Here is a 23,948-nt window from a genome sequence, read left to right as displayed (position 1 = left end):
CCGTGGAGCCAAAATCAGCATGTTTATCGTTGCCGGTGCACCCGCACATTCTTCTTTTAAGAAAACTCAACTATTATCGCGTTTGACGTCAATTAGTTCTGTTCAATCAATTGAAAGTCAATGGGTCTACCTCTTTGACCAAGCGCTCAGCGAGCAACAACAGCAATCAGCTTTACAGCTTCTCAACGATGGTCAATCTTTTGAATTGCACCAGGCTGCAAGTGATGAAATCCAGATTTTAGTCACACCGCGCGTCGGAACCATCTCTCCTTGGTCCTCTAAAGCGACGGACATTTTCAAAAACTGTAATACGCCGGTTCATCGACTTGAACGCGGCGTTTTATTTACTTTGAAGGGCGTAAAAGAGCTTTCTAAAGAAGCATTGCAAGTACTTCACGACCGTATGACCGAAAGCGTATTCAATGCGATTGAAGATGCTGCGGTATTATTTGTGGAAACTGCGCCAAAACCACTGAACTCGATTGATATTCTGGGTGAAGGTAAAGAAGCACTTGTAAAAGCCAACAACGAGTTTGGTTTTGCATTATCAATGGATGAAATTGATTACCTGACTGAAGCTTTCATCAAGCTAGGCCGTAATCCAAATGACATCGAACTGATGATGTTTGCTCAAGCCAACTCTGAGCATTGTCGTCATAAAATCTTCGGTTCAGAATGGACGATTGATGGTGAAGTCCAGCCATTGTCATTGTTCCAGATGATCAAGAACACCTATAAAGAATCACCAACAGACGTATTGTCGGCTTATAAAGACAACGCTTCGGTGATTGTTGGTTCGGATACCCAGCGTTTTTATCCAACCCAAGAAGACAATGGTCATCAAGTTTATAAATACAAGAGCCAGGCCGCGCATATCCTGATGAAAGTGGAAACCCACAACCATCCAACTGCGATTGCACCATTTGCCGGTGCAGCGACAGGTTCAGGCGGTGAAATCCGTGACGAAGGTGCGACCGGTCGTGGTGGTAAGCCTAAAGCAGGTTTAACCGGCTTCACCGTATCTAACCTGAATATTCCGGGCTTTGAACAGCCTTGGGAAGAAAACTACGGCAAACCATCGCGTATGGCATCGCCGTTACAAATCATGATTGAAGGCCCATTGGGTGGTGCTGCGTTCAATAACGAATTTGGTCGTCCAGCTTTAAATGGTTACTTCCGTACTTTTGAACAAAACGTCAATGGCGATGTTAAAGGTTTCCATAAGCCAATCATGATCGCTGGTGGTTACGGAAATATCCGTCCAGATCACGTTGAAAAAGATCCGATCTTACCGGGTGACTTATTGATCGTGCTCGGTGGTCCAGCCATGCTGATCGGTCTTGGCGGGGGTGCTGCATCTTCTGTAGATAGCGGCAAATTGGGCGAGAACCTTGATTTTGCCTCAGTACAACGTGAAAACCCGGAAATGGAACGCCGTTGCCAAGAAGTGATCGATACTTGCTGGCGCATGGAAGACCACAACCCAATCGTGTCGGTACATGATGTCGGTGCGGGTGGTGTATCAAATGCCATGCCTGAACTGGTGAATGATCACGAATTGGGTGCGGTGCTAGATCTTCGTAAGATTCCATCTTTAGAACCTGGCATGTCGCCAATGGAGATCTGGTCAAACGAAGCGCAAGAACGTTATGTATTGGCGATTCGTCCATCTTCTTTAGAATTATTTGAGTCAATCTGTGCGCGTGAACGTTGTCCGTTTGCAGTACTGGGTGAGGCGACTGAAGCACGTCACTTAACCGTTGAAGATCCATTGTTCGGCAACAAACCGGTGGATATGCCAATGCAGGTGATGCTTGGCGGTACTCCGCGTATGAGCCGTTCCTATGAAACGATTGAACGTAAAGGCGATGATTTTGACGCGGCTAAAGTTACGGATTTAAAAGATGCGATTTATCGCGTTCTGAAAAACCCGACAGTGGCTTCTAAATCATTCCTGATCAGTATTGGTGACCGTTCGATTACCGGTATGGTCGCGCGTGACCAGATGGTGGGTCGCTGGCAGGTTCCTGTCGCGGATGCTGCAGTAACAACTACAAGTCTTGTCGGTTACACCGGTGAAGCAATGGCAATGGGTGAACGTCCTCCAGTAGCGTTGTTGAATCCTGCTGCATCAGCACGTTTATCTGTGGCTGAATCGATCTCTAACATCATGTCTGCGAAGATTGAAAAAATCAGCGACATCAAATTGTCTGCAAACTGGATGGCTGCTGCGGGTCAACCTGGCGAAGACCAGGCATTGTTCGAAGGCGTGAAAGCTATCGGTATGGAAATGTGTCCTGCACTCGGTATCGCGATTCCGGTCGGTAAAGACTCATTGTCTATGCGTACCACCTGGAATGACGAAGGTGAAGACAAGTCTGTGACTTCTCCAATGTCAGGCGTGATCACTGCATTTGCACCAGTGACTGATGTGCGCCAAACATTGACTCCAGAATTGAAAAACCTTGAGTCTGTGCTTGTTCGTGTTGATCTGTCTAAAGGTCAGTTCCGTTTAGGCGGTTCGATTCTGGCGCAGGTATACAAAGCGATTGGTTCGGTTACTCCTGATGTGGATAGCTTCGATGATTTCAAGGCATTCTTCGCATTGGTTCAAGACTGGAACAACCGCGGTTTGATCAAGGCGTATCACGACATCGGTGACGGTGGTTTATTGGCGACTGTTGCAGAAATGATGTTCGCTTCACGTTTAGGTGTGGCATTAGAAGATCAATCAACTGCAAGTTTATTTGCCGAAGAAATTGGCGCAGTCCTTCAAATCGCGAAAGTAGACTGGGAAGCGCTACAAGCTGAAGTTGCAGCATCTACGCTTAAAGATGCAATTGCAGTGGTTGGTACTGTAAATAATTCTGACCAATTGTCTATCAATGGTCTGGTACTTGAACGTGCTGATCTGCAAGTGGCATGGACTGAAGTATCCCACCAAATCCAGCGTCTGCGTGACAACGTACAAACTGCGGATCAGGAATTTGCCTTAATTACCGATAAAGCACACAAAGGTATTATTGCCCAACCAACATTCGACTTGAATGAAGCGATTGAAGCACCGTTCATTAACTTGCGTCGTCCAAATATGGCAATTCTGCGTGAGCAGGGTGTCAATGGTCATATTGAAATGGCGGCAGCTTTCGACAAAGTCGGTTTCAATACCGTTGACGTCCACATGAGTGACTTGCTGGCAGGTCGTATCAGCCTGGATGATTTCGAAGGTTTGGTAACGTGTGGTGGCTTCTCGTATGGTGACGTGATGGGCGCTGGTGGGGGCTGGGCGAAATCCGTATTGTTCAATGCTAAATTGCGTGACCAGTTTGAGAAATTCTTCAACCGTCAAGAAACCTTCTCGCTCGGTATCTGTAATGGTTGTCAAATGTTGTCTCAATTGGCTCCATTAATTCCGGGTGCGGATGCTTGGCCACGTTTCCATCGCAATACGTCTGAAGTATTTGAAGCGCGAGCAGTGAACGTTCGTGTGGAAAAATCGAATTCAGTATTGTTACAAGACATGCAAGGTTCGATTCTGCCGATCGCTGTGGCGCATGGTGAAGGTCGTGCAGTTGCAACGGCGGAAAACTTTGCTGCACTGAATGCATCGAATCAGGTGGTTCTACGTTATGTCGACAGCCATGGCAATGCAACTGAACAATATCCGTTGAACCCGAATGGTTCACCGGAAGGTATTACCGGTGTAACCTCTCAGGATGGCCGTGCAACGATTATGATGCCGCACCCTGAACGTAACTTCCGCGCGCTCCAGCATTCCTGGAAACCAGAAGACTGGGATCAGGATGGTGCTTGGTTACGTATGTTCCGTAATGCACGTAAATTTATTGGCTAATTGATATAATCAAGAATTAAAAAAGCCCCGAAAGGGGCTTTTTTAATAAGCAAATTATAGATTTATAGGTGATTAGATATAGAATTGAAAAAGATTAAAAAATGAATAAAGAGTCCTCAAATGTCCGATTTAATTGAAAAAGTTTTACTTTTACAAGAATTGCTAATAGCTAGAGCTACTGATACTTATGAAAAAGGTTCTTCAGAGGCATTTATGCAGCTTAGACAAGAGTTACTGACATTTAAAAACTTTTATGAATATATTCCATTTTTTATTAAAGACACACGCACATTAGATGAATTTGAAGCTAGGATTAAGTGGGATTTTGAATCTTACGCTGAACGTGAAAATTATATTTATTCGGAATTTAAAGAATTCTTTAATGTATTAGAAAGTCTAGATGTTCCTCCATTGGATCAGGTAGTACAGTTGAAGATTGCTGAATTAAGCTCGGATTATATACATCGAATATGGCAGAAAGCATTAGAGCGAAGAAGTACAGATCCCGAAGGTGCGATTACATTAGCTCGAACACTTTTAGAATCGACCTGCAAATATATTCTTGATGAATACGAAGTCGGTTATGGCAATGCTCCAGATATAAATCAACTGTATAGATTGGTGAGTAAAGAATTAAACCTTGCTCCATCTCAACATACGGAGCAGACTTTCAAACAAATTCTCGGAGGATGTAGTTCCATCATTGAAGGTTTAGGATCATTGAGAAATAAAGTGGGTGATGCTCATGGGCAAGGTAAAATAAACTTTAAACCTTCTCCAAGACATGCAGAATTAGCAGTGAATTTGGCTGGTACAATGTCCGTGTTTTTATTCTCATCTTGGAAATTAAAACAAGGTGAATGAATTTTTTATTATAAATATTGTTTTTAAATAGTATCTTAATTTTACTGTATGGAAAAATTAAAATAAATTCACTAACATAGGATTATTCAACCACCAATTTGGTGGATTTTTGCTTTTTAAGCATTCTGATTTTTTAATTTTTTTTCTTCCTGCTGAGTTGGTTTAGATTTTGCTTTTATATTGTATATAAAGTGCTATGGTATGTTTTATGCACAACTTTATTGCACTATAAAAGAAAGATGGAATAGATCGGTTCAGTATCAATTCTCAAAGATGAGGTGATGACATGGCTAAAACACTTAGAATAATGGATAAGGCGGCAATGCGTCAGAAAGGCTGGATGTTGTTTTGTATTGTTGTAGGACTACAAATATTGTTCGTTGTGGGCAGTTACTTGCTGCAGGGTTCTTGATCATCAGCTTTAAGAAAGCCACCATTAAGGTGGCTTTATAATTTAAATAACCAATTGAACCTGCTTCAATACCGCCTTTAACGTATTTTCATAATCAAAAGCTTTATTGGTACTGTCCTGATAACGCCAAGCCACATAACCATCCGGACGAACCAGTACTGCACCAGATTCATGAATTTCAGACTTGGCATTCCAGGTTCCATACACATCACGATAGTCACGTGAACCAATCTGAGTCACATCCAGATATGGCAAATCCAATGCTTCTGCCGCCTGTTTCCAGCCTTTACCGGATAAACCTGTGCGCAGGGTAAAACGACCTTTACCCGTAATATCCAGTGTCGACTGCTTTTGACCTTTGGCATTGATCAGCCAAGTATGCGGAACTTTAGCGCCTGGGCGAGTGGTTGCCTGTAAATAAAGCTGCTCATCTTTTTCAAAAATCTCAGGCTCGGATTCTGCAATCACCGTATTGGAGCTATATCGCTGGTTCAGTTCTACACCTTGTGCATTAAATTCGAAGTTTTTAATTTCCAAAGCTTCAAATAGTTTTTGACGGATTTCAGCACCTTGCTCATCTTCCGCAAAGATACGTTCCAGCATTTGTTTTTGTGTAGTCACACCATTATCAAAACCGAAGACTTCTTTCAGATATTTATAATCAAAACGTGATTGGTTTGCTCGCGCCACAATCTGCTTACCCACAGGCGCACGCTCAGCCGTATATGAATCCAATAGGGAAGGCGCAGCCCAGCCTTTAACGACATATGCCAGTTTCCAGCCCAGGTTAAAGGCATCCTGCATACAAGTATTCGAGCCTAAACCACTGGATGGTGGATGACGATGTACGGCATCACCGCCACAGAACACGCGACCTTTAGAATACTCAGTTGCCTAGGTCTGGTTTACATACCAGTACGACAATTTCTGGATTTCAACCTCTTCAATTTCTGCACCGACAAAGGCATTCAGGCGTGCATGTATCTGTTCTTCAGTCACCTGTGGCTCGCCTTTGGAAATGTCAAAGCCCCAGCCCATAATCCATTCATTCCAAGGAGTAATCGCACGTAACAATCCCATACCGAGATCGCCAAAGCTGGCTTCAGGATTCACGATCCATTGCAGAATCGCAGGACGGTGCTGAACGTATTGAGAAAGATCAGCTTTAAAGGTCACATAGACGGTACCGGCACGTGCCATCACGCCTTCCAGTGGCAAGCCGAGCTGTTCCAATACACGAGATTTAGCACCATCCATACCCACCAGATATTTTGCTCTTAAGCTAAATTCAGTATTGGTAATGCGGTTCAGGAAAGTAGCAGTCACGCCATCTTCGTCCTGCACATGTGACAGGTATTCAGTATTGAAGTTATAAATTGCACCACGTTCACCGGCATTTTTCACCAGTAAAGCTTCCATTTTTGGCTGAATCAGATCGACTAATGGACATGGACTGCCTTGGATATAGTCACCATGACGTTCATCACCGGTACCCCATGCACTTAAACGGGCGATTTCTTCGCCGACCAGACTGGTGGTAATCAGGCTTTCACCCATCTGTTCCCATGGTGTTGCAATCTCTTTAACCTGTTCTTCAATACCTAAATCACGTAATACTTCCATGGCACGCTGATTGGTAATATGGGCACGTGGACTATTGGCCAGCCAGCTAAACTGGGTAAACAGTTGTACCTTGATACCATAATTCGCCAAAGCCAAACCTAATGTTGAACCTGCAGGACCAGTACCAATGATCAGAACATCAGTGTCATAGTGTTGTGTCATACAAGACTCCATGTGTATAGGTGAAGAACAAGCTATCTATATAATCAGGCAGTCTAGTAAAACAGGATCTGTTGATATAGCGATATTCATATAAACTATCGACCTATTCTTATTTGCAATACGTGGGTCATAATCTTAAGATGCTGACCTGATCAGAAACCGGGCAGGCTATGGAACTTCGACATTTACGCTATTTTATTACTGTGGCGCAGCAACAAAGTTTTACCAAGGCTGCCGAAAAACTGTTTACCGCTCAGCCGTCATTAAGCCAGCAAATTAAGGATCTGGAGCAGGAAGTAGGCGTCATGCTGTTTGATCGTTCATCCAGAAAGGTCAAACTCACCGATGAAGGGCAGGCTTTTCAGATCTATGCCGAAAAAGCACTGGAAAATGCCAAACTGGCAGTAGCAGCAGCGCGTCAGGTTGCGCAGCAGAAAAATAACCAGATTCACATTGGCTTCCTGAATGTCGCAGAAATAAAAGTGATGCCACAGATTCTGGCCCAGCTTAAAAAAACCATGCCGGACTTAAAAATCCATCTGCATAGCCTGACCTGTATGGAACAGATTCAGCGGCTAAAAAATGCTGAACTGGATTTATGTATTACCCGCTTTCATCTGGACCATCCAGATTTTGAGAATATTCATTTATTAACCGAGCAAATTTATCTGATAGCCGCTCAGCACTTACATTCTACAGATCGAATCCTGAAATTACAGGAACTAAAAAAACCATAATATAATTATGTGTGAGCAGAATGCTTCACCAGTATTTTATGAAAAGCTGGATAGACTACTCTGCATTGATCAGCTTGAGCATGAACAGCTGTTGTGGGTGACCAATGTCTTGCAACACATCAATCTGACCAATATGGGAATGGGCTTTAGTTTTGCGCCTGAATATTTACTGCGGTTTTTGAATGATCATGTGAAAATTGTCCAGACTGATCAGGCACTGCCAAAACTGGATTTATATGCAACATTTAACAAGATTTCTCAAAATCCTGCATTGAAGATGATTACCCAAGCACTTAACAATACAACAAGTATCTGAATTGTAGGAAGGAATATATGTTAAAGCTGATTTATTACGTGCCGGATGAAAACCTGGAAGACACCAAGAATGCGATATTTGCAGCAGGAGCGGGCGGTATTGGTGAGTATACGAATTGTGCCTGGCAGGTTTTAGGAACCGGACAGTTTAAACCACAGGAAGGTGCAGATCCGCATATTGGTGAAGTGGGTAAACTGGAACAGGTAGAAGAATGGCGGGTAGAAATTCTGGTGCCTGATGAAAAGGCAGTCGATGTGGCCAAGGCGCTGAAAGAAAGTCATCCTTATGAAGAGCCGGCCTTTGAGTTTATTCAGCTTCTGGATATCAAAGTCTAAAATTATAAAATTGATGCTCTGCTGCGGCACGTTTGACTTAGCGCGCCGTTAATCTAGATTCAGAAACCAGCCGACCTGCTTTTGTTATTATCATTTCTGCCAGAATAATCCAAAGAAAAAATACAATAAGGAAAATAACAATGCCGTGGCCAAAACTGCTGAGCAGAATGCTCAAAAATACGCTTAGTAAATCCATTCAATACAGTGCAGAAATTCTGCATAGTCGTATTCCCTATTCCAGTGCACTCCAAAGCATTGATCCGCTCGATTCAGGGACCGATCGAAGATCAGGATATACGATTAGAGCGCTTTATTTTTGAACAAGGAACGGGAAAAGTGACACGAACCGTATTATCAAATATCAAGCAGGAATTTCCACGGATTAATGAAGCATTTATTGGGCGACAGTATCGTTATATCTATAGTATTTCTTTTGGTGAATTTGACGATCCTTCCCATGTCAGCAGCAATACGGTGATGTGTTTTAATTTAAGAACCAGAACCACAGAAAGTTACTCCTTTGGAGAAAACTGGGTTACTGGTGAGGCAGTCTTTGTCGCACGGGAAAATGCTCAGGCTGAAAATGATGGCTGGCTAATGTATTATATCCATGCTTTAGATTGTAGCCCCTCGAAAGTTGTAATTCTGGATGCCCAGCATATTACAGAAGGACCCATTGCAACGATTCATTTACCAGTTCGGGTACCGGTCGGATTTCATTGTAACTGGATTGATTATCGGAAATTAAGAGCGAACTATTCTTAAAAAATGATTTAGCATCGACTTGTATTTGCTCTAAATAGATTTCTTCCTTTTCGCCTTCGCCATCCGCGTATCAAATATTATTTCTTTTCAAAATAGTAGTGAATTTACATTGAGGTGACATGGATGTCACCTGCCAGACAGAGGTTCAAGGATGAACCTTCTGTCTGGCAATGGCTTTGGTTACTTTGGCCTGTCAAAGTAACGAAAATGCCTACGCGTATATCAGTTAATTTAAGAAAACAGTCGAGGCCGTGATATTCATTCAATAAACGTACTTAAACCTTCTGAATAAACAGCTCACGATCAAAACGGTACTGCGGGAAGAACACGCCGTCTTCAGCACGTTCACCCGCACCAATTACCATGACCGGATACTGTTCATCATTCAATTTCAGAATTTCACGAACCATCGGCTCATCAAAACCTTCCATCATACAGCTGTCAAAACCATAAGCACGTAAAGCTAAAACCAGATTTTCACAAGCGAGCGCCGTCGTTTTGGTCGCCCAGAGTTTCGCATCAGCCGGGCTGAAAGCAGACACTGGCATTTGTTTGTCCAATGTACGGGCAACTTTGAAAGCCACTTTCTTAAAGTTACCAAAAGCATTCAGATAACCAGTCTTATAGTTGTAAGGAATATATTTATAGTATTTCTTAATCGCGGGCGGTGCTTCTGGAAATGGAAATTCATTTACATTACGTTTCGCCATTTCATCGATACGGTCGGTACGTGCGATACAGACAATTAGCTCAGAAGCTGTTTTGGCTGCCAGTTGACTCATACAGGCTTTGACCAGATGTTTTTTCTTGCTTGAATTTTGTACCACATAAAAAGTCCAAGGCTGCAAGTTCGACGAATTCGGGGCCAACAATGCCAGATCCAGACAGGCATCTAGAACTTCAACAGGAATTGGCTTTTTGGTAAATTTACGTACTGAACGTCGGCTTTCAATTACTTTACGAAAATTATCGACATCTATATCTTGGGATGCAGGTTCGTAATAACGTTTCTTTTCTGGATTTGAGCTATCTGTTGTTTGGGAAGAGGTTTCGGAGTTTTGATTTGGCATACTTCAGATTCTTGGAAAAATAAAAGATTGAGGCGGTTTAAACCACCTCATTGAACTCATAAGTTTGAAAATTAGTTGAATTGTGTGAAATCAGGTTTACGTTTTTGCATAAAGGCTTGAACCGCTTCCAGCATTTCTGGTGAGCCGACACGCTGCATGAAAATCTCTGCTTCATGGTCAATCCATTCCACAATTTCATTCACATTGTGTTTCATCAAGGCTTTGGATTGCACCAGTGATGCCAATGGCAGGGCAGAGAGTTGGGTAGCTTGTGCTGCTGCTTTGGTGTAAACATCTTCTTCAATGCTATTTACCAGACCTGCGTCGAGTGCTTTTTCGCTATTGAATTTTTGCGCAGTCAGCAATAATTCGGCCGCTTTATGATAACCCGCTTGCTGAATCAACAGCTTGCTTGAAGCGCCTTCAGGCGATAGACCCAGACTGACAAATGGAATCTGGAACAAGGCAGTATTGTCACTATAGACCAGATCACAATGCAATAAGATCGTCACGCCAATGCCGATCGCAACACCACGCACCGCAGCAATCAAAGGCTTGGAAAATTTTGCAGCAGATTTGAGTAAAACAAACGGCGGGCCTTCAGCAGCGGGTGCCTGACCTTTCTTCGCAGCAGATTTCATAAAATCCTGCATATCATTGCCCGCACTAAAGTCTGTGTCCTGACCACGCAATACAACTACACGAACTTCAGGTGCCTGATCTGCTTCATCTAAAGCTTTCGCAATCCAGAGATAAAGCTCACTATATAACGCATTTTTCGCTTCCGGGCGATTGATGGCTAAAGTGAGTACACCATGTTCTAAATTCGCATTCAAATGCTCATGAGGTTGTTGAATACAGCTCAGTGTCATCGTACTATCCTTGCTTTAAAACTTAATTTGATTTTATGGGAATGATTATGTCGCATATTTATTGGGACAGCACAACTCATGAGTCATAAAAAACTGATCCCTTATGAACTATACATTTGATTATCTGGTTTTCATTGGCCGCTTTCAGCCTTTTCATCTGGCACACATGCAAACGATTAACATTGCCCTGCAGCATAGTCAACATGTGATTTTAGCGCTTGGTTCTGCACAAAATGAACGCAATATCAAGAATCCATTTTTGGCTTCGGAGCGTGAAGCCATGATCCTGTCAAATTTCAGTCCTGAAGATCGAGCTCGGATCAAATTTGTAGAAGTCATAGATGTTTATAATGATGAAAAATGGCAAAAACTGGTGAAATCGCTGGTGAATCAGGTTATTGAACCGGATGCCAAAGTCGGACTGATTGGGCATTTTAAAGATGATTCTTCTTATTATTTAAAGTTTTTCCCAGAATGGGAAATGGTCGAACTTGACAGCCTTGAAGATGCCTTATCCGCTACGCCGATGCGTGAAGCTTATTATCGCGGCGAAATTCAACGGGATAAATTTCCACAAGGCACGATTGATTTTCTAGAGAATTTCCAAAAAACCACGACCTATCAGCAACTCAGTGAAAAATTTGCCCAGAATGATAAAACCAATCTAGTTTAAAAGTATCAGGTTGTTATGGGTTGATTCATGGTAGTTTGAGCATGCTGTTTCAAACATTCGCCTAAAATTTCCAGGGCAGACGACTGTTCTTTCCAGTGATGCCAATACAAGGGTACTTCAATTCGCATCTCACTTGAAAGTTCAAGCAGTCGACCTGACTCCAGCAAATCCCTGGTTTGATAGTCCGGCAGCCAGCCATATCCTAGACCCATGACAATCGCATCAAAAAATGCATGGGTCGATGGAATAAAGAAATGAGGATATTGAGCAAGGTTCAGGCCAAATTCGTGCTGAATAAATTGGGTATGGAGTTGGTCTTTTTCATTAAAAATAATGGCAGGGGCAAGGCGTAGCGCATCCCGATGTACCCCTTGATGAAACCAGTTTCGGGAAAAGTCAGGGGTGGCGACCAGACGATACTGCATCTGTCCGATCAACTCAGCCCGGCAACCTTTCATTGCCTTACTCTCTGTACTCAAACAGGCATTGACGAGACCTGCTTCTAACAGATGATGAGTCTGTGATTGATCATCTACCTGAAAATGCAGCACAATTTTATGCTGGATCAGCTGGGTTTGTAAGGTTGGTAATAGCCAGGTCGCGAGTGAATCAGCATTGGTGGCAATATTCAGGCAGTAGAAACCTTCATGTTGCAGCTGTCCACCCAGATCCTGCATCAGATTCTGTTCTAGCAAACGTTGATGCTGTAAATAATGCAATAAAGTTTGTCCTGATTGGGTCACGCGGCAAGGCCGATCTCTCACCAAAAGCAATTGTCCCAATTTTTTTTCCAGACTTTGAACACGTAGGGTCACTGCCGAGGCGGTAATATTTAGCTGTTCGGCAGCCAGATCGAAACTTCCCGTTTTTGCAACTGCATAAAAAGCCTCACATTGTTTCGCATTCAGCATAGCTGTTATCTAAAAATAATTTAGTTAAATTGATATTAACTTAGTTTTAATTAATCGCACTCATTTTGTTCAATAATTCATTTATTCGAAAAAGGGGGAATGTGATGTTCAGTTATATGATGAGTGGTTTTGCTGTGGGAATGAGCCTGATTGTCAGTATCGGTGCACAGAATGCTTTTGTATTAAAACAAGGTTTAAAACAGCAGCATGTGTTTTGGGTCTGTGTGATTTGTGCCTTATCTGATTCCATTTTAATTCTGCTTGGCGTACTGGGCTTTGCGCGCGTCATTGAACATTATCCGGATATTGTTATATTTTCTAAATATATTGGCGCAGGATTCCTATTTTATTATGGTTTACGCCATGCGATCAGCGCATTTAAATCAACCGAGGTCTTGGCACCAAGTGGTCAGCTCACAGAGCATTTTCTACAAGTACTGATGATCTGCCTGGCTTTTACCTGGCTGAATCCGCATGTTTACTTAGACACAGTCATATTGATTGGATCAATTTCAACCCAATACGCCTTAGGAAAATGGTGGTTTGCTTTAGGTGCTGTCTGTGCTTCCTGGTTTTTTTTCTTTAGTTTGGGATATGGAGCAAAAATACTGACGCCTTGGTTTCAACATCCAAAAGCATGGAAAATACTGGATGCTATTATTGCATGTACCATGTGGGGCGTCGCGGTGTCATTAATACTCAGTATTTGATTCAGGCTACGGAAGTGGATAGATCGGTTAAGAGTTGTCTAAACGTGTCATTTTAGATAGTGATCAAGAATAGGCAGCGCAGAAAACAACTCTTTTCATTACTGTGAGCACATGGATATTTCAATATATATTGAGCTTAAAATAAACGATCTGTTTGGTATAAAAAATTTACAAAATCAGAATTTTATAAGATGACACAAGTTTACTGCTCGCCTAGCAGGGCCACTTATTAGAGAAAAATCAAAGCAAGTATTTTGTCCGTTAGTCATGAATGATTTTACAAAAACTTCAATAAACTGGTATAAAAATAACGAAAACCTGTTCGCTCAAAAACAAGAAAGTTTAGTTTCAGATTAAGCGGTGTACTTAAATCCGATCAATAAGAAATTAAACAAGGTGGATTTAAAATTGAAAACAATAATAAAAACTGGGCTCCTTAGCCTAGCGATCTGTTTAGCTTTGACCAGTCAGTCTTTTGCAAGATCATGGACCTTAACTCCCAAAAGTGATGTCGGTTTTGAGATTAAGTCGATGGGTCTTACTGTAGTTAAAGCCAAGTTCAATCAGGTTCAATCCACGATGCAGTTTGACGTTAAAGCACCGCAAAATGCCTCAACTCATCTGGTCATGGATGTGGAAAGTTTAAGCTTTAGTAAGCCGCTATTTAAACATATGATTTTGGGCGAAGACCTGTTTTATGTAGAAAAATATAAGACTGTAATTTTTAAAAGTATCCAGTTTAAAGACTTGGGCAATGGCAAATACAATGTTTTAGGTCATTTAACCCTGCGTGGTGTGACCAAGCCTGTGATTTTTGAAACAACCTTTAAACCCAGTATGTCGAATGCCAACCTGCTTGATGTTCAGGCATCTGCCGTGATTAACCGTAGGGATTTTGGTATGAAAAAAGGAATTGCCGGCGTAGGGGATAAAGTGAATCTTCATCTATCAGGACAGTGTGAAATGAACTAGGGGAAATATAAAATACTTGATGATATGAAAGTTATTGTAAAAAAAGCCCGAATGGTTCGAGCTTCTATTTATACACAAGCATGCAATTATTAAGCAGCTTGCAATGCTTTTAAATCTTCCAGCACTTGCTCAGCATGACCGGCTGCTTTCACTTTACGGTATTCTTTCACCAGTTGACCATTATGGAAAATGAAAGTCGAACGCTCAATGCCCATCACTTGTTTGCCATACATGTTCTTTTCTTTAATCACATCAAAATGATGACACAAAATTTCTTCTTTATCGCTGATCAGATTGATACTCAAATTCTGCTTTTCAGTAAAGTTCTGATGCGCTTTTACCGAATCACGGGATACGCCAAGAATTGTGGTGTTTAAAGCATCAAACTGATCTTTTAAACAGGAAAAGCCAACTGCCTGAGTCGTACAGCCTGGCGTAGAATCTTTAGGATAAAAATAAATCACCAGCCATTCTGTATTTAACTGGGTTAAATTGATTTCGCCTGTCGTCGCAGGAAAATTCTGGTCAAGCAAACTGATTTCAGACATAAAAACTCCTGTTTTCTTTAAATTTTTTCAAAAAAATAAGCCACATTATAGTGGCTTATTTTATCAAAGAATCATCAGATCTTATTTCTTTGGTGCCGCTTGGGCTGATTTCATTGCTTCTTCAGTCAAAGTTTTCAGTTTGCCTGTTAACTGTGGACCAAAGCATGCTTGAAGATCTTTATTCTGCTTCTGTACAAAAGCTAAAGTGCCTGGGCTTTTCTTCTGGTTAATAGTGCTTTGAATTTCCCATTTTTGTGCATTGGTTAATTTGCCATCTGCTTCAATAGCACAACCACAATATTTGCTGACTTCAGCAGATGTCAATTTTTTGCTTTTGCCAGTTTCATTTTTACAAACATTGATCAATGCAGATTTTACATTGGTGCTTTTATAAGCTTGTTGTAATTTGTCATCAGCCGCTTGAGCCGTAGTTGCGAACATAGCAGCAGCTGAGACAATTGCTGAAAGCACGATGCTTGATTTTAAATTCTTCATAAACTCTACCTTGTTATTACGGTATATAACGTGTCGGGTCTTCAACACCTGCGTCCGCAAAACCCTGTTTACGTAAACGACAACTGTCGCATTTGCCACAGGCACGTCCTTGGTCATCTGCTTGATAGCATGACACCGTTTGACTGTAGTCTACGCCATGTTCAATACCTAAGCGAATAATATTTGCTTTGGATAAATGTAACAAAGGTGTTTCAAATTTAAGCGCTTGACCCTCTACGCCAACCTTGGTTGCAAGGCGTGCCATATTGGCAAATGCGTCAATAAATTCCGGTCGGCAATCCGGATAGCCCGAGTAATCAACCGCATTAATTCCGATCACAATTGCTTCGGCTTTAAACACTTCTGCCGCTGCCAGGGCATAAGACAGGAAGATGGTATTACGTGCAGGAACATAGGTAATCGGGATACCTGACTGTTCATGATCCGGCACGTCAATGCTATGATCGGTAAGGGCTGAGCCACCCAGATTACCCAGATCAATATTGATGACGCGATGTTCCACACCCGCACGTTGCGTTAAAGCTTTTGCTGCATCCAGCTCGGTCGTTGAACGCTGACCATATCGAAAACTGAGTGCGATACATTCATAGCGTGCCTGTGCCCAAGCCAGACATGTTGTTGAGTCTAATCCGCCAGATAACAGGACAATGGCACGAGGGCGCATAAGCTGATTCTCCAAAAAAATACTTTACAAAAAATTAACGACCAGTTTCATCATTCCATAACAACTTGTGTAGCTGTAACTGGAAACGAACAGGGAGATGGTCTTCTAAAATCCACTGAGCCAAATCACGTGCCAGTGGTGGTAAACGAACCGCACCTTTTTCAACCGCAAATGCAGGCGAAAACCAAACTGTACTCACTTTGTCTTGAAGTTGGTACAGTTCTAACTGCTGCTTTGACCATTCATAGTCTTCACGATTGCATATCACAAACTTGATTTGATCATGTGCAGTTAAATGATCAAGATTAGAAAGCAAATTTCGTGCAACTTCACCTGAAGTTGGTGTTTTTAAATCGAGGACTTTGGAAACACGCGGATCCACTTTGGACACATCTAAAGCGCCACTGGTTTCAAGTGAAACTTCACATCCTAAATCCGCAAGTCTCTGCATCAGGGGTAGGGCATTTGGTTGTGCCAGTGGTTCACCACCGGTCACACAGACATAGGGCGTTTTAAAATCAAGCGTGGTCTGGATGATATCGTCCAGAGACTGACGCTCACCGCCTTCAAAGGAATAGGTGGTATCACAATAGCTACAACGTAATGGACAACCGGTTAAACGGATAAATACTGTTGGCAGACCTGCGGCATTGGCTTCACCTTGCAATGAATAGAAAATCTCCGTAATGCGTAAACCCGCAGACGGATCAGAGACAGGAATTGCGGAAGATCGAAGCGTATTCATAACAAAACTAACCAATGAAAAATAAATAACCGGGTATAAAAATAAAAATCCCTACGATCATTACTAATCGTAGAGACGAGGAGCGGTTGAAGCTCCGAGGAACACGAATGTATCCTCTAAGTTAAGACATCTTAGTCTTCGCGTAATAGATCGTTCAGGCTTGTTTTAGAACGAGTTTGTGCATCAACTTTTTTCACGATGATGGCAGCATACAGGCTGTAAGTGCCACACTTAGAAGGGAGGCTACCAGCAACAACGACTGAACCTGCTGGTACACGGCCGTAGTGGATTTCGCCAGTGGCACGGTCATAAATCTTGGTTGATTGACCAATGAATACGCCCATTGAAATCACAGAACCTTCTTCAACGATTACGCCTTCAACGATTTCAGAACGTGCACCGATAAAGCAGTTATCTTCAATAATGGTTGGATTCGCTTGCAGTGGTTCAAGCACACCACCAATCCCTACACCACCTGACAAGTGAACATTTTTACCAATTTGCGCACATGAACCGACAGTTGCCCAGGTATCAACCATCGTGCCTTCATCTACATAAGCACCGATGTTGACATAAGAAGGCATCAAGATCACGCCTTTGGCCTGAAAAGAACCTTTACGTGCGACAGCAGGTGGTACGACACGTACACCAGCTGCCTTAAACTGCTCTTCAGTCCAGCCTGAGAATTTAGTTTCTACTTTGTCATAGAAACGAAGATCACAAGCTTCCATTGGTTTATTGTCGTTTAATTTAAATGATAACAATACCGCTTTTTTAATCCATTGATGAACAACCCATTCACCATCGATTTTTTCAGCAACACGTAAAGTACCATTGTCTAGACCAGCAATTACTTCCTCAACTGCTTGACGGATTTCAGCAGAGCAATCTGCAGCTGTAAAATTCGCACGGTCTTCAAACGCTTGTTCAATGATTGTTGAAAGCTGCGACATGATCTTCCTTCCAGAAAAAAATTTTCTAGATTTTACACTATATTGCAGGAAAAATAGTTGAAAGCACTAAAAATAGATGAAAAATAACCAGAAGTGTAGAAAGCGTGAAATTATTAAAGTGATAAGTGTGCTTTTTCATTATGTTGAAATGTAGGAGAAGTGTTAGAAAACACTTGGTTCTCAACAAGAAAAATTAATTTGTATCAAAAAATAACAAAAGATGAGCAAAATGTGAATAAAAAATATTTTTTAAGTCCTTTATATTGAGCCTATCACGAATAACTAATGATCAAAATAAGTTCTTTTGAGGAGAGAAATAATGAAATCTTTACATAACATTTTAGCAGTATCAGTCTTAGCTCTAGCAGCGGGTTCTGCGATGGCTGCTGATGAAACAATCGTAACAGATGAAGGCGTTGCTGAATTCTCTTTCTTTAAACCAGCTTCTGTTCGTGCTGAAGTCGGTACTACCGGTTATGGTGGTGCAATTTCCTGGAGTGCTAACCCATATGTAGGCGTCACTTTAGGTTATAACGGCGGTGATATTTCCTGGTCGGATGATTTATCAATCAATGGTTCTGATTATGACTTGGATATGGACAATAATCTGACTTATCTAAATGCTGAAATTCGTCCTTGGGCAAACTGGTTCTATATGGCAGCCGGTGTAGCTTATGTTGATAATCAATATGATATCGATCGCCGAGTTCGTTCTGGTGAAACCTTCTCCGTAAATGATGTTGAATTCCGAGCAAATGGAGATGCACGTATTAGTGGTGACCTATCTTATAAAAATAATATTGCACCATACCTAGGTATTGGTTTCTCTCCAGCAATTACTAATCGTTGGGGTGTGTTTGGTGAAATTGGTGCTTACTACAATGGAAATCCAACAGTTAACTTAACTTCAAGTGGAGCTGCTACTCCTACAAATCCTGGAGTCATTGCTGACTTTAACCAACAAGTTCAGCTGGAAGAAGACGATATTCGTAATGACAACGAATATAAGTGGCTACCAGTAGCGAAACTAGGTGTGAGCTTCCGCTTCTAAGATTTTACTTAATACAAAAAACGGGCTTCGGCCCGTTTTTTGTTTTTAGAACAATTTTAAAAGTGATAACCCAGTTTCAAACCTAGGATCCAGGCACTGTTATCAGAAACTGCGGATAAACCTGCGATCTGTGGCGTAATAGGTTCTGATAAGGAAATTTCAGGTTTTTGAAACTTTAAATAATATAGTCCTGTCGCAATATCCCAGGTTTCTTGAATCTTATAAAGATGACTTAGTCCGATGCCCCAATAGCCATCACTCGGATTCAGAGTTGAAGCCGGATTTCCTGTACCAGAATCCCATAAGAGTTCGATAGAATTTATGCCAAAAGATGGCCATTGATGAGCAAGTCCGATTTTTCCAGACCATTGATCCTTACGATAATCAATCATTCTAAAAGATTTTACTTCAGGGAACTGTAAGGCCGCATAGTCAATTACAGCGCCAAATTTAGGCGGCTGGATCACGAAATTTTGCCAGTTTGACCAACGCAGCGTGCCATAGAGCGCATTTTGATCAGTTAAAGCTGTCTGAAAATCCAAGTTCACAGATTGTGGAGTTTGAATTTCTGTATAAGGTGCTGGATTTGTACCTACAATAATGGATTCAGTGGTTTTATTGTGATGAGTAATTGCAGAACGATAGGTCAGTGCGGTTCTAAAAAAATATTCAGGAATCTGATAACTGATTCCTGCAAGCCAGCCCCAAGCGGGATCTCGTTCAAATGTGGCTCGATAACCATTGAATATATAAAATGTCTGCCCGGATAAATATAAATTTCCCTCTAAGCTTTGATAACTTAGCCCTGTATAAAAATTCCAGTCAGCGTCTGGTCGAAAGCCAATTAATGAGGTCAAATTATGGCTCTCAAATTGAATGGTAGCAGCCTCAATCGGAAGTGCTGCACCTGCAAAAACAGGATCATAACGATAAGCGATATCTATAGAATAAGGTTGATCGTAAATCAGTCCCCACGACACTTGAGGATTCAACTGGAATTTTAATGCTGCATTGGAGATCAATTGGTTGTGGGCAAGATTTCCTGTTGAAAAATCGGTGATGCCTAATTGTTGTAGCTCTTCGGTATGTTGTACCTGACCGCTGATATCAGGGCGAACCCAGGCCAATGAAACTTCAGCATAATGATTTTTTTCAAAAAACGATTGGATGCTTTGGTTAGATTGTTCAAACGCTGCTGCATAACCTGCCCCGGAGAAAAACAAGCCCGTGGAGAAAAGAGCAAATTTATGATTGATCATCTTGGTATAATTCAATTTATTATGCATGTGATTATGCTTGATATTTATATTCTTTATCTACTCAAAAAATAAAAAAGAGGCTATTCGCCTCTTTGATTAAAAACTTAAAATATTGCACTTTATTCGTCTGGATAAGCCACTTTTTTCAGTGCCTTAATATCTGCGTCTGGTGAGCAGAGTGAAATAAACTCGTAGCCATAACCGCGTAATAAATGACCTTTACGCACTGCAATCCAAGTGGTATTTACGCCGAAAATATCGGTTTTAATCTGCTTTAAGCGGTAATCACGCTCCGGGTCATAGGCCACATCGTTGACAATGCCGATGCCCATATTCATTTCTACATAGGTCTTGATGACATCGGCATCAAGCGCGGACATCACAATATCTACATCAAAACCAGCTTCTTCAAAGGCGGTATCAATCTTGGAGCGACCGGTAAAACCACCATGATAGGTAATAATTGGGTAGTGCGCCAGATCTTCGATGAGCACGTGTTCTTTGCTTGCCAGTGGATGATTCTGCGGGGTAATAATACTGTGTTGCCAGTTATAGTAAGGTACGCTGGCCAGATTATCTTCAGTGGTGAGTGCTTCGGTCGCAATACCGATATCGGCTTGACCTTGCAGTAGCATTTCCGTGATTTCAATCGGGCTGGCCTGTTGCAAAATCAAATGTACTTTAGGGAATTCTTTTTTGAATTGGCTGACAATTGGTGGCAACACATAACGCGCCTGGGTATGCGTCGTGGCAATCGTCAATGTGCCTTCATCGACTTTATTGAAATCATCGGCCAGACGTTTGATATTGTCGGCATCGACCAGCATGCGTTCCACAATGCCTAAAAGTGCCTGACCTGGTTCGGTTAAGCCCAGTAGACGTTTACCTTTACGGATAAATAACTGCACCCCCAGTTCATCTTCCAGATCTTTAATATGCTTACTTACCCCGGACTGTGAAGTATAAAGCGCAGCAGAAGCTTCAGTTAAATTAAAGTTTTGTCTAACCGTTTCTCGTATAATTCTTAATTGTTGGAAATTCATAATTCTCTTACCCTAGAAGAGGATGGGGCATTTTAAAGCCCCATCTTTTGATCTTAAGCGACCTGGTTTTCAAATAAATGCAAGTTCACCGCACTTAACCAAACAGTTTGATTTGGGCGGAATTGGTGCGCTCTCGCTTCATCAGGCGTCAGTAAAATTTCAATCAGATTGCCTTGACGGTCATTTAGCTCTGCAACGACTTTACCCGCGATCCATAATTCACGAATGAAAGTCGCTTGAATGGCATTGTCGTGTGGCTGTGCATGAATGCGTAGTTCATCTGGACGCGCGAATAAAATCACTTCACCTTGAGCGGCATTTTTTGCACCCTCAAATTGAATGCGGTCTTCGCCGAGCTGGATGATGCCTGCATTGTTCTGACCTTCAAAACGGTTCGCCTGACCCAAAAAGTCGAATACAAATGGAGTTTTCGGGGTTTCATAGACCTCACGCGGTGAACCGATCTGCTCTACATTGCCTTTGTTCATTACTACGATTTGATCTGCAACTTCAAGCGCTTCTTCCTGATCGTGTGTTACGAAAATAGAAGTAATATGCAATTCGTCATGCAGGGTACGTAACCAGCGACGCAGTTCCTTACGCACTTTGGCATCCAGTGCACCGAAAGGTTCATCTAGTAATAATACACGTGGTTCAACGGCCAGAGCACGTGCAAGGGCAATACGCTGACGCTGACCCCCAGAAAGTTGAGCTGGATATCGGTCAGCAAGGAAACCGAGCTGAACCAAGTCGAGTAAACGTGTCACACGTTTTTTAATTTCCGCTTCCGATGGACGAGTTTTACGTGGACGCACACGCAGGCCAAAGGCAATATTGTCAAATACCGTCATATGGCGGAATAGGGCATAGTGCTGGAATACAAAGCCAACTTCACGCTCACGCACATGTACATTGGTGGCATCCTGACCTTCTAAAATCACCTGACCGCCATCCGCAGATTCCAGACCGGCAATAATCCGTAGCAAAGTGGTTTTACCACAGCCGGATGGGCCAAGAAGTGCGACCAGTTGACCATCTGGGAAATCCAGCGAAATGTTTTTTAGTGCGTGGAATGCACCAAAGTGTTTTTCAATATTTTGTACTTGAATACTCATGTGGGCATTCCTTAAGAAACTGTTGAATCTTCATTACGTTTGTCTTGTTTTTCCTGGCGCAGTTCCACCCATGTTTTTAAAATCAGGGTCACAATTGCGAGGAGAGCCAGAAGCGAAGACACGGCAAACGCAGCACTAAAGGTATATTCGTTATAAAGAATTTCGACGTGTAGCGGCAAGGTATTGGTTTCACCACGGATATGGCCGGAAACCACCGACACCGCACCAAATTCACCCATGGCCCGCGCATTACACAGAATCACGCCATAGATCAGACCCCATTTGATATTGGGCAGGGTCACTTTCCAGAAAGTCTGCCAGCCAGATGCACCGAGTACAATCGCAGCTTCTTCTTCTTCGGTTCCTTGTGCTTCCATTAACGGAATTAGCTCACGCGCAACAAAAGGTACCGTAATAAAGATAGTCGCTAGGACAATCGCAGGCACTGCATAAAGGATCTTGATATCGTGATCCATCAGCCAAGAACCCATCCAGCCTTGGGTACCGAAAATCAGCACCAGCATCATACCCGCGATCACAGGTGAAACCGAGAAAGGGAGATCAATAATGGTGGTCAGGAATGATTTCCCCGGAAAGTTGAACTTCGCTACAGACCAGGCTGCCGCAACACCAAATACGACGTTGAGCGGTACTGCGATTGCAGCCGTCAGCAAGGTAAGTTTTACTGCCGACAGAGTATCCGGATGCACCAGCGCTTGGGTATAAACGCCAACCCCTTGTTTAAAGGCTTCAACAAAAACCAGAATCAAGGGCAGAATCAGGCAGCTTAAAAAGAAGATTAAGGCAATAGTGAGCAGCGTATAACGTACCCAAGTTGGCTCACGGGTTGCATCACGGGATTGCAACTTTTCAGCCAGCGCATTGCTGTTGGTATTTAAACTCATCGCGCAGTTCTCCCGGTACGACGGCTGGCCCATGCTTGTAATAAGTTAATCAGGAATAGCATCACGAAGGAAATCAGTAGCATGACGACAGCAATCGTGGTTGCACCGGCATAGTCATATTCTTCTAGGCGAGAAATAATCATTAGCGGTGCAATTTCCGTTTCAAAAGGCTGGTTACCGGCGATAAAGATGACTGAACCATATTCACCGACACCACGGGCAAAGGCCAAAGCAAAACCAGTGATCAGTGCAGGCAGCAGAATTGGAAAAATCACTTTGGTCACGATCTGAAAACGGTTGGCACCCAGTGCAGAAGCCGCTTCTTCCAGTTCAGTTTCCAGATCACTCAGTACCGGTTGGACGGTACGCACCACAAAAGGCAGGCCAATAAAGATCAATGCCAGTGTAATACCAATCGGGGTATAAGCGACTTGAATGCCAATCGGTTCTAAATATTGACCAATCCAGCCGGTCGGTGCATATAAAGAGGTCAGGGCAATACCCGCAACCGCAGTGGGCAAGGCAAAAGGCAAATCTACCAGGGCATCGACAATACGTTTGCCCGGAAAGCTGTAACGTACCAGACACCACGCCAGTAACAGGCCAAATACTACATTGACCAGTGCAGCGACAATGGCTGCGGTGAAGCTTAACTGCAATGATTTCAAGATACGTTCAGAGCTCAGGATTTCCCATAAGCCATCCCAACCAATGCCCAGTGATTTAATAAAAACAGCTGACAGCGGGATCAAAACGATTAATGACAAATACGCTAGGGTAAAGCCTAGAGAAAGACCAAATCCTGGCAGCACTCGGGATCGCTGCGACATGATTACTCCTCAAAAGAGAGAATGCTGATTAAAAATAACCAGCG

22 protein-coding genes and 2 pseudogenes are annotated in these 23,948 nt (G+C 42.5%); 10 read left to right on the top strand and 14 right to left on the bottom strand.

Annotation, left to right across the window (positions count from 1 at the left end):
• Positions 1 to 19 precede the first annotated feature (19 nt).
• The 3 genes from purL (at position 20) to F995_RS17080 (ending at position 5,129) form a co-directional block, all read left to right on the top strand.
• Complete coding sequence (gene purL, locus F995_RS04635) at positions 20 to 3,853, top strand: phosphoribosylformylglycinamidine synthase (protein WP_004645657.1); 3,834 nt, start codon at positions 20 to 22, stop codon at positions 3,851 to 3,853.
• A gap of 120 nt (positions 3,854 to 3,973) precedes the next feature.
• Entirely contained in the window at positions 3,974 to 4,717 is a 744-nt protein-coding gene (locus F995_RS04630) for an abortive infection family protein (protein WP_004645656.1), read from the top strand.
• 286 nt (positions 4,718 to 5,003) lie between these two features.
• Entirely contained in the window at positions 5,004 to 5,129 is a 126-nt protein-coding gene (locus F995_RS17080) for a KGW motif small protein (protein ID WP_004645654.1), read from the top strand.
• 42 nt (positions 5,130 to 5,171) lie between these two features.
• On the opposite strand, the pseudogene F995_RS04625 reads toward F995_RS17080, so the two are convergent.
• A pseudogene (locus tag F995_RS04625) lies at positions 5,172 to 6,914 on the bottom strand (FAD-dependent oxidoreductase).
• A gap of 170 nt (positions 6,915 to 7,084) precedes the next feature.
• Between F995_RS04625 and F995_RS17160 the strand changes: the two are divergent.
• The 3 genes and pseudogenes from F995_RS17160 (at position 7,085) to F995_RS04605 (ending at position 9,067) form a co-directional block, all read left to right on the top strand.
• A pseudogene (locus tag F995_RS17160) lies at positions 7,085 to 7,967 on the top strand (LysR family transcriptional regulator).
• 17 nt (positions 7,968 to 7,984) lie between these two features.
• Positions 7,985 to 8,302, top strand: coding sequence for a YqfO family protein (locus tag F995_RS04610; RefSeq protein WP_004279094.1), 318 nt, complete (start codon positions 7,985 to 7,987; stop codon positions 8,300 to 8,302).
• A 204-nt stretch (positions 8,303 to 8,506) separates the two neighbouring features.
• A complete protein-coding gene (locus tag F995_RS04605) occupies positions 8,507 to 9,067 on the top strand; it encodes a carotenoid oxygenase family protein (RefSeq protein ID WP_080591852.1) in 561 nt (186 codons plus the stop codon).
• A 275-nt stretch (positions 9,068 to 9,342) separates the two neighbouring features.
• Here F995_RS04605 and F995_RS04600 read toward each other — a convergent pair whose 3' ends face one another.
• Both F995_RS04600 and F995_RS04595 read right to left on the bottom strand, forming a co-directional pair.
• Positions 9,343 to 10,137 (bottom strand): nitroreductase family protein, encoded by a 795-nt coding sequence (locus F995_RS04600; RefSeq protein ID WP_004645647.1) that lies wholly within the window; start codon positions 10,135 to 10,137, stop codon positions 9,343 to 9,345.
• 71 nt (positions 10,138 to 10,208) lie between these two features.
• On the bottom strand, positions 10,209 to 11,009 hold the full coding sequence (locus F995_RS04595) for an enoyl-CoA hydratase-related protein (protein ID WP_004645646.1): 801 nt from the start codon (positions 11,007 to 11,009) through the stop codon (positions 10,209 to 10,211).
• Between the two features lie 103 nt (positions 11,010 to 11,112).
• On the opposite strand from F995_RS04595, the gene F995_RS04590 reads away from it, so the two are divergent.
• Positions 11,113 to 11,682, top strand: a complete 570-nt coding sequence (locus F995_RS04590) for a nicotinate-nicotinamide nucleotide adenylyltransferase (RefSeq protein ID WP_004645645.1) — start codon at positions 11,113 to 11,115, stop codon at positions 11,680 to 11,682.
• Positions 11,683 to 11,687: 5 nt separating this feature from the next.
• On the opposite strand, the gene F995_RS04585 is transcribed toward F995_RS04590, so the two are convergent.
• Complete coding sequence (locus F995_RS04585) at positions 11,688 to 12,593, bottom strand: LysR family transcriptional regulator ArgP (protein ID WP_004645644.1); 906 nt, start codon at positions 12,591 to 12,593, stop codon at positions 11,688 to 11,690.
• 104 nt (positions 12,594 to 12,697) lie between these two features.
• Between F995_RS04585 and F995_RS04580 the strand changes: the two genes are divergently transcribed.
• The gene (locus F995_RS04580; RefSeq protein WP_004645643.1) at positions 12,698 to 13,303 is read left to right on the top strand and encodes a LysE/ArgO family amino acid transporter; all 606 of its coding nucleotides are present in this window, start codon (positions 12,698 to 12,700) and stop codon (positions 13,301 to 13,303) included.
• Between the two features lie 408 nt (positions 13,304 to 13,711).
• Positions 13,712 to 14,275, top strand: a complete 564-nt coding sequence (locus tag F995_RS04575; protein WP_026055725.1) for a YceI family protein — start codon at positions 13,712 to 13,714, stop codon at positions 14,273 to 14,275.
• A gap of 89 nt (positions 14,276 to 14,364) precedes the next feature.
• On the opposite strand, the gene F995_RS04570 is transcribed toward F995_RS04575, so the two are convergent.
• From F995_RS04570 to dapD, 5 genes are all read right to left on the bottom strand, one after another.
• Complete coding sequence (locus F995_RS04570; RefSeq protein ID WP_004645641.1) at positions 14,365 to 14,823, bottom strand: peroxiredoxin; 459 nt, start codon at positions 14,821 to 14,823, stop codon at positions 14,365 to 14,367.
• Between the two features lie 81 nt (positions 14,824 to 14,904).
• Positions 14,905 to 15,318 (bottom strand): hypothetical protein, encoded by a 414-nt coding sequence (locus tag F995_RS04565; protein ID WP_004645640.1) that lies wholly within the window; start codon positions 15,316 to 15,318, stop codon positions 14,905 to 14,907.
• A 16-nt stretch (positions 15,319 to 15,334) separates the two neighbouring features.
• The gene (gene queC, locus F995_RS04560) at positions 15,335 to 16,003 is read right to left on the bottom strand and encodes a 7-cyano-7-deazaguanine synthase QueC (protein ID WP_004645639.1); all 669 of its coding nucleotides are present in this window, start codon (positions 16,001 to 16,003) and stop codon (positions 15,335 to 15,337) included.
• A 34-nt stretch (positions 16,004 to 16,037) separates the two neighbouring features.
• The gene (queE, locus tag F995_RS04555; RefSeq protein ID WP_004645638.1) at positions 16,038 to 16,748 is read right to left on the bottom strand and encodes a 7-carboxy-7-deazaguanine synthase QueE; all 711 of its coding nucleotides are present in this window, start codon (positions 16,746 to 16,748) and stop codon (positions 16,038 to 16,040) included.
• Positions 16,749 to 16,879: 131 nt separating this feature from the next.
• The gene (dapD, locus tag F995_RS04550; RefSeq protein ID WP_004645637.1) at positions 16,880 to 17,701 is read right to left on the bottom strand and encodes a 2,3,4,5-tetrahydropyridine-2,6-dicarboxylate N-succinyltransferase; all 822 of its coding nucleotides are present in this window, start codon (positions 17,699 to 17,701) and stop codon (positions 16,880 to 16,882) included.
• A 319-nt stretch (positions 17,702 to 18,020) separates the two neighbouring features.
• On the opposite strand from dapD, the gene carO reads away from it, so the two are divergent.
• Complete coding sequence (gene carO / locus F995_RS04545) at positions 18,021 to 18,752, top strand: ornithine uptake porin CarO (RefSeq protein ID WP_004645636.1); 732 nt, start codon at positions 18,021 to 18,023, stop codon at positions 18,750 to 18,752.
• Positions 18,753 to 18,808: 56 nt separating this feature from the next.
• On the opposite strand, the gene F995_RS04540 is transcribed toward carO, so the two are convergent.
• From F995_RS04540 to cysT, 5 genes are all read right to left on the bottom strand, one after another.
• Positions 18,809 to 20,038, bottom strand: a complete 1,230-nt coding sequence (locus tag F995_RS04540; protein WP_004645635.1) for an OmpP1/FadL family transporter — start codon at positions 20,036 to 20,038, stop codon at positions 18,809 to 18,811.
• Positions 20,039 to 20,130: 92 nt separating this feature from the next.
• Positions 20,131 to 21,054, bottom strand: coding sequence for a CysB family HTH-type transcriptional regulator (locus F995_RS04535; protein ID WP_004645634.1), 924 nt, complete (start codon positions 21,052 to 21,054; stop codon positions 20,131 to 20,133).
• Positions 21,055 to 21,107: 53 nt separating this feature from the next.
• The gene (locus tag F995_RS04530; RefSeq protein WP_004645633.1) at positions 21,108 to 22,169 is read right to left on the bottom strand and encodes a sulfate/molybdate ABC transporter ATP-binding protein; all 1,062 of its coding nucleotides are present in this window, start codon (positions 22,167 to 22,169) and stop codon (positions 21,108 to 21,110) included.
• Between the two features lie 11 nt (positions 22,170 to 22,180).
• A complete protein-coding gene (gene cysW / locus F995_RS04525; protein ID WP_004279077.1) occupies positions 22,181 to 23,074 on the bottom strand; it encodes a sulfate ABC transporter permease subunit CysW in 894 nt (297 codons plus the stop codon).
• Complete coding sequence (cysT, locus tag F995_RS04520; protein ID WP_004279076.1) at positions 23,071 to 23,904, bottom strand: sulfate ABC transporter permease subunit CysT; 834 nt, start codon at positions 23,902 to 23,904, stop codon at positions 23,071 to 23,073. The genes cysW and cysT overlap by 4 nt, the downstream gene beginning before the upstream one ends.
• Positions 23,905 to 23,948: the final 44 nt, after the last annotated feature.

The organism is Acinetobacter sp. CIP A162 (assembly GCF_000367905.1).
Taxonomy (GTDB): domain Bacteria; phylum Pseudomonadota; class Gammaproteobacteria; order Pseudomonadales; family Moraxellaceae; genus Acinetobacter; species Acinetobacter lwoffii.
This window is presented reverse-complemented; position numbering and strand designations above follow the sequence as displayed.

Bases quoted from the DNA above. Each gene is read 5' to 3' on its own strand.
- F995_RS04535 (WP_004645634.1), bottom strand. From the start codon at position 21,054: ATGAATTTCCAACAATTAAGAATTATACGAGAAACGGTTAGACAAAAC.
- F995_RS04540 (WP_004645635.1), bottom strand. From the start codon at position 20,038: ATGCATAATAAATTGAATTATACCAAGATGATCAATCATAAATTTGCT.
- F995_RS04600 (WP_004645647.1), bottom strand. From the start codon at position 10,137: ATGCCAAATCAAAACTCCGAAACCTCTTCCCAAACAACAGATAGCTCA.
- F995_RS04595 (WP_004645646.1), bottom strand. From the start codon at position 11,009: ATGACACTGAGCTGTATTCAACAACCTCATGAGCATTTGAATGCGAAT.
- F995_RS04565 (WP_004645640.1), bottom strand. From the start codon at position 15,318: ATGAAGAATTTAAAATCAAGCATCGTGCTTTCAGCAATTGTCTCAGCT.
- purL (WP_004645657.1), top strand. From the start codon at position 20: ATGTTTATCGTTGCCGGTGCACCCGCACATTCTTCTTTTAAGAAAACT.
- F995_RS04530 (WP_004645633.1), bottom strand. From the start codon at position 22,169: ATGAGTATTCAAGTACAAAATATTGAAAAACACTTTGGTGCATTCCAC.
- cysW (WP_004279077.1), bottom strand. From the start codon at position 23,074: ATGAGTTTAAATACCAACAGCAATGCGCTGGCTGAAAAGTTGCAATCC.
- F995_RS04580 (WP_004645643.1), top strand. From the start codon at position 12,698: ATGTTCAGTTATATGATGAGTGGTTTTGCTGTGGGAATGAGCCTGATT.
- cysT (WP_004279076.1), bottom strand. From the start codon at position 23,904: ATGTCGCAGCGATCCCGAGTGCTGCCAGGATTTGGTCTTTCTCTAGGC.
- F995_RS04585 (WP_004645644.1), bottom strand. From the start codon at position 12,593: ATGCTGAATGCGAAACAATGTGAGGCTTTTTATGCAGTTGCAAAAACG.
- dapD (WP_004645637.1), bottom strand. From the start codon at position 17,701: ATGTCGCAGCTTTCAACAATCATTGAACAAGCGTTTGAAGACCGTGCG.
- F995_RS17080 (WP_004645654.1), top strand. From the start codon at position 5,004: ATGGCTAAAACACTTAGAATAATGGATAAGGCGGCAATGCGTCAGAAA.
- carO (WP_004645636.1), top strand. From the start codon at position 18,021: ATGAAATCTTTACATAACATTTTAGCAGTATCAGTCTTAGCTCTAGCA.
- F995_RS04630 (WP_004645656.1), top strand. From the start codon at position 3,974: ATGTCCGATTTAATTGAAAAAGTTTTACTTTTACAAGAATTGCTAATA.
- F995_RS04570 (WP_004645641.1), bottom strand. From the start codon at position 14,823: ATGTCTGAAATCAGTTTGCTTGACCAGAATTTTCCTGCGACGACAGGC.
- F995_RS04610 (WP_004279094.1), top strand. From the start codon at position 7,985: ATGTTAAAGCTGATTTATTACGTGCCGGATGAAAACCTGGAAGACACC.
- queE (WP_004645638.1), bottom strand. From the start codon at position 16,748: ATGAATACGCTTCGATCTTCCGCAATTCCTGTCTCTGATCCGTCTGCG.
- F995_RS04590 (WP_004645645.1), top strand. From the start codon at position 11,113: ATGAACTATACATTTGATTATCTGGTTTTCATTGGCCGCTTTCAGCCT.
- queC (WP_004645639.1), bottom strand. From the start codon at position 16,003: ATGCGCCCTCGTGCCATTGTCCTGTTATCTGGCGGATTAGACTCAACA.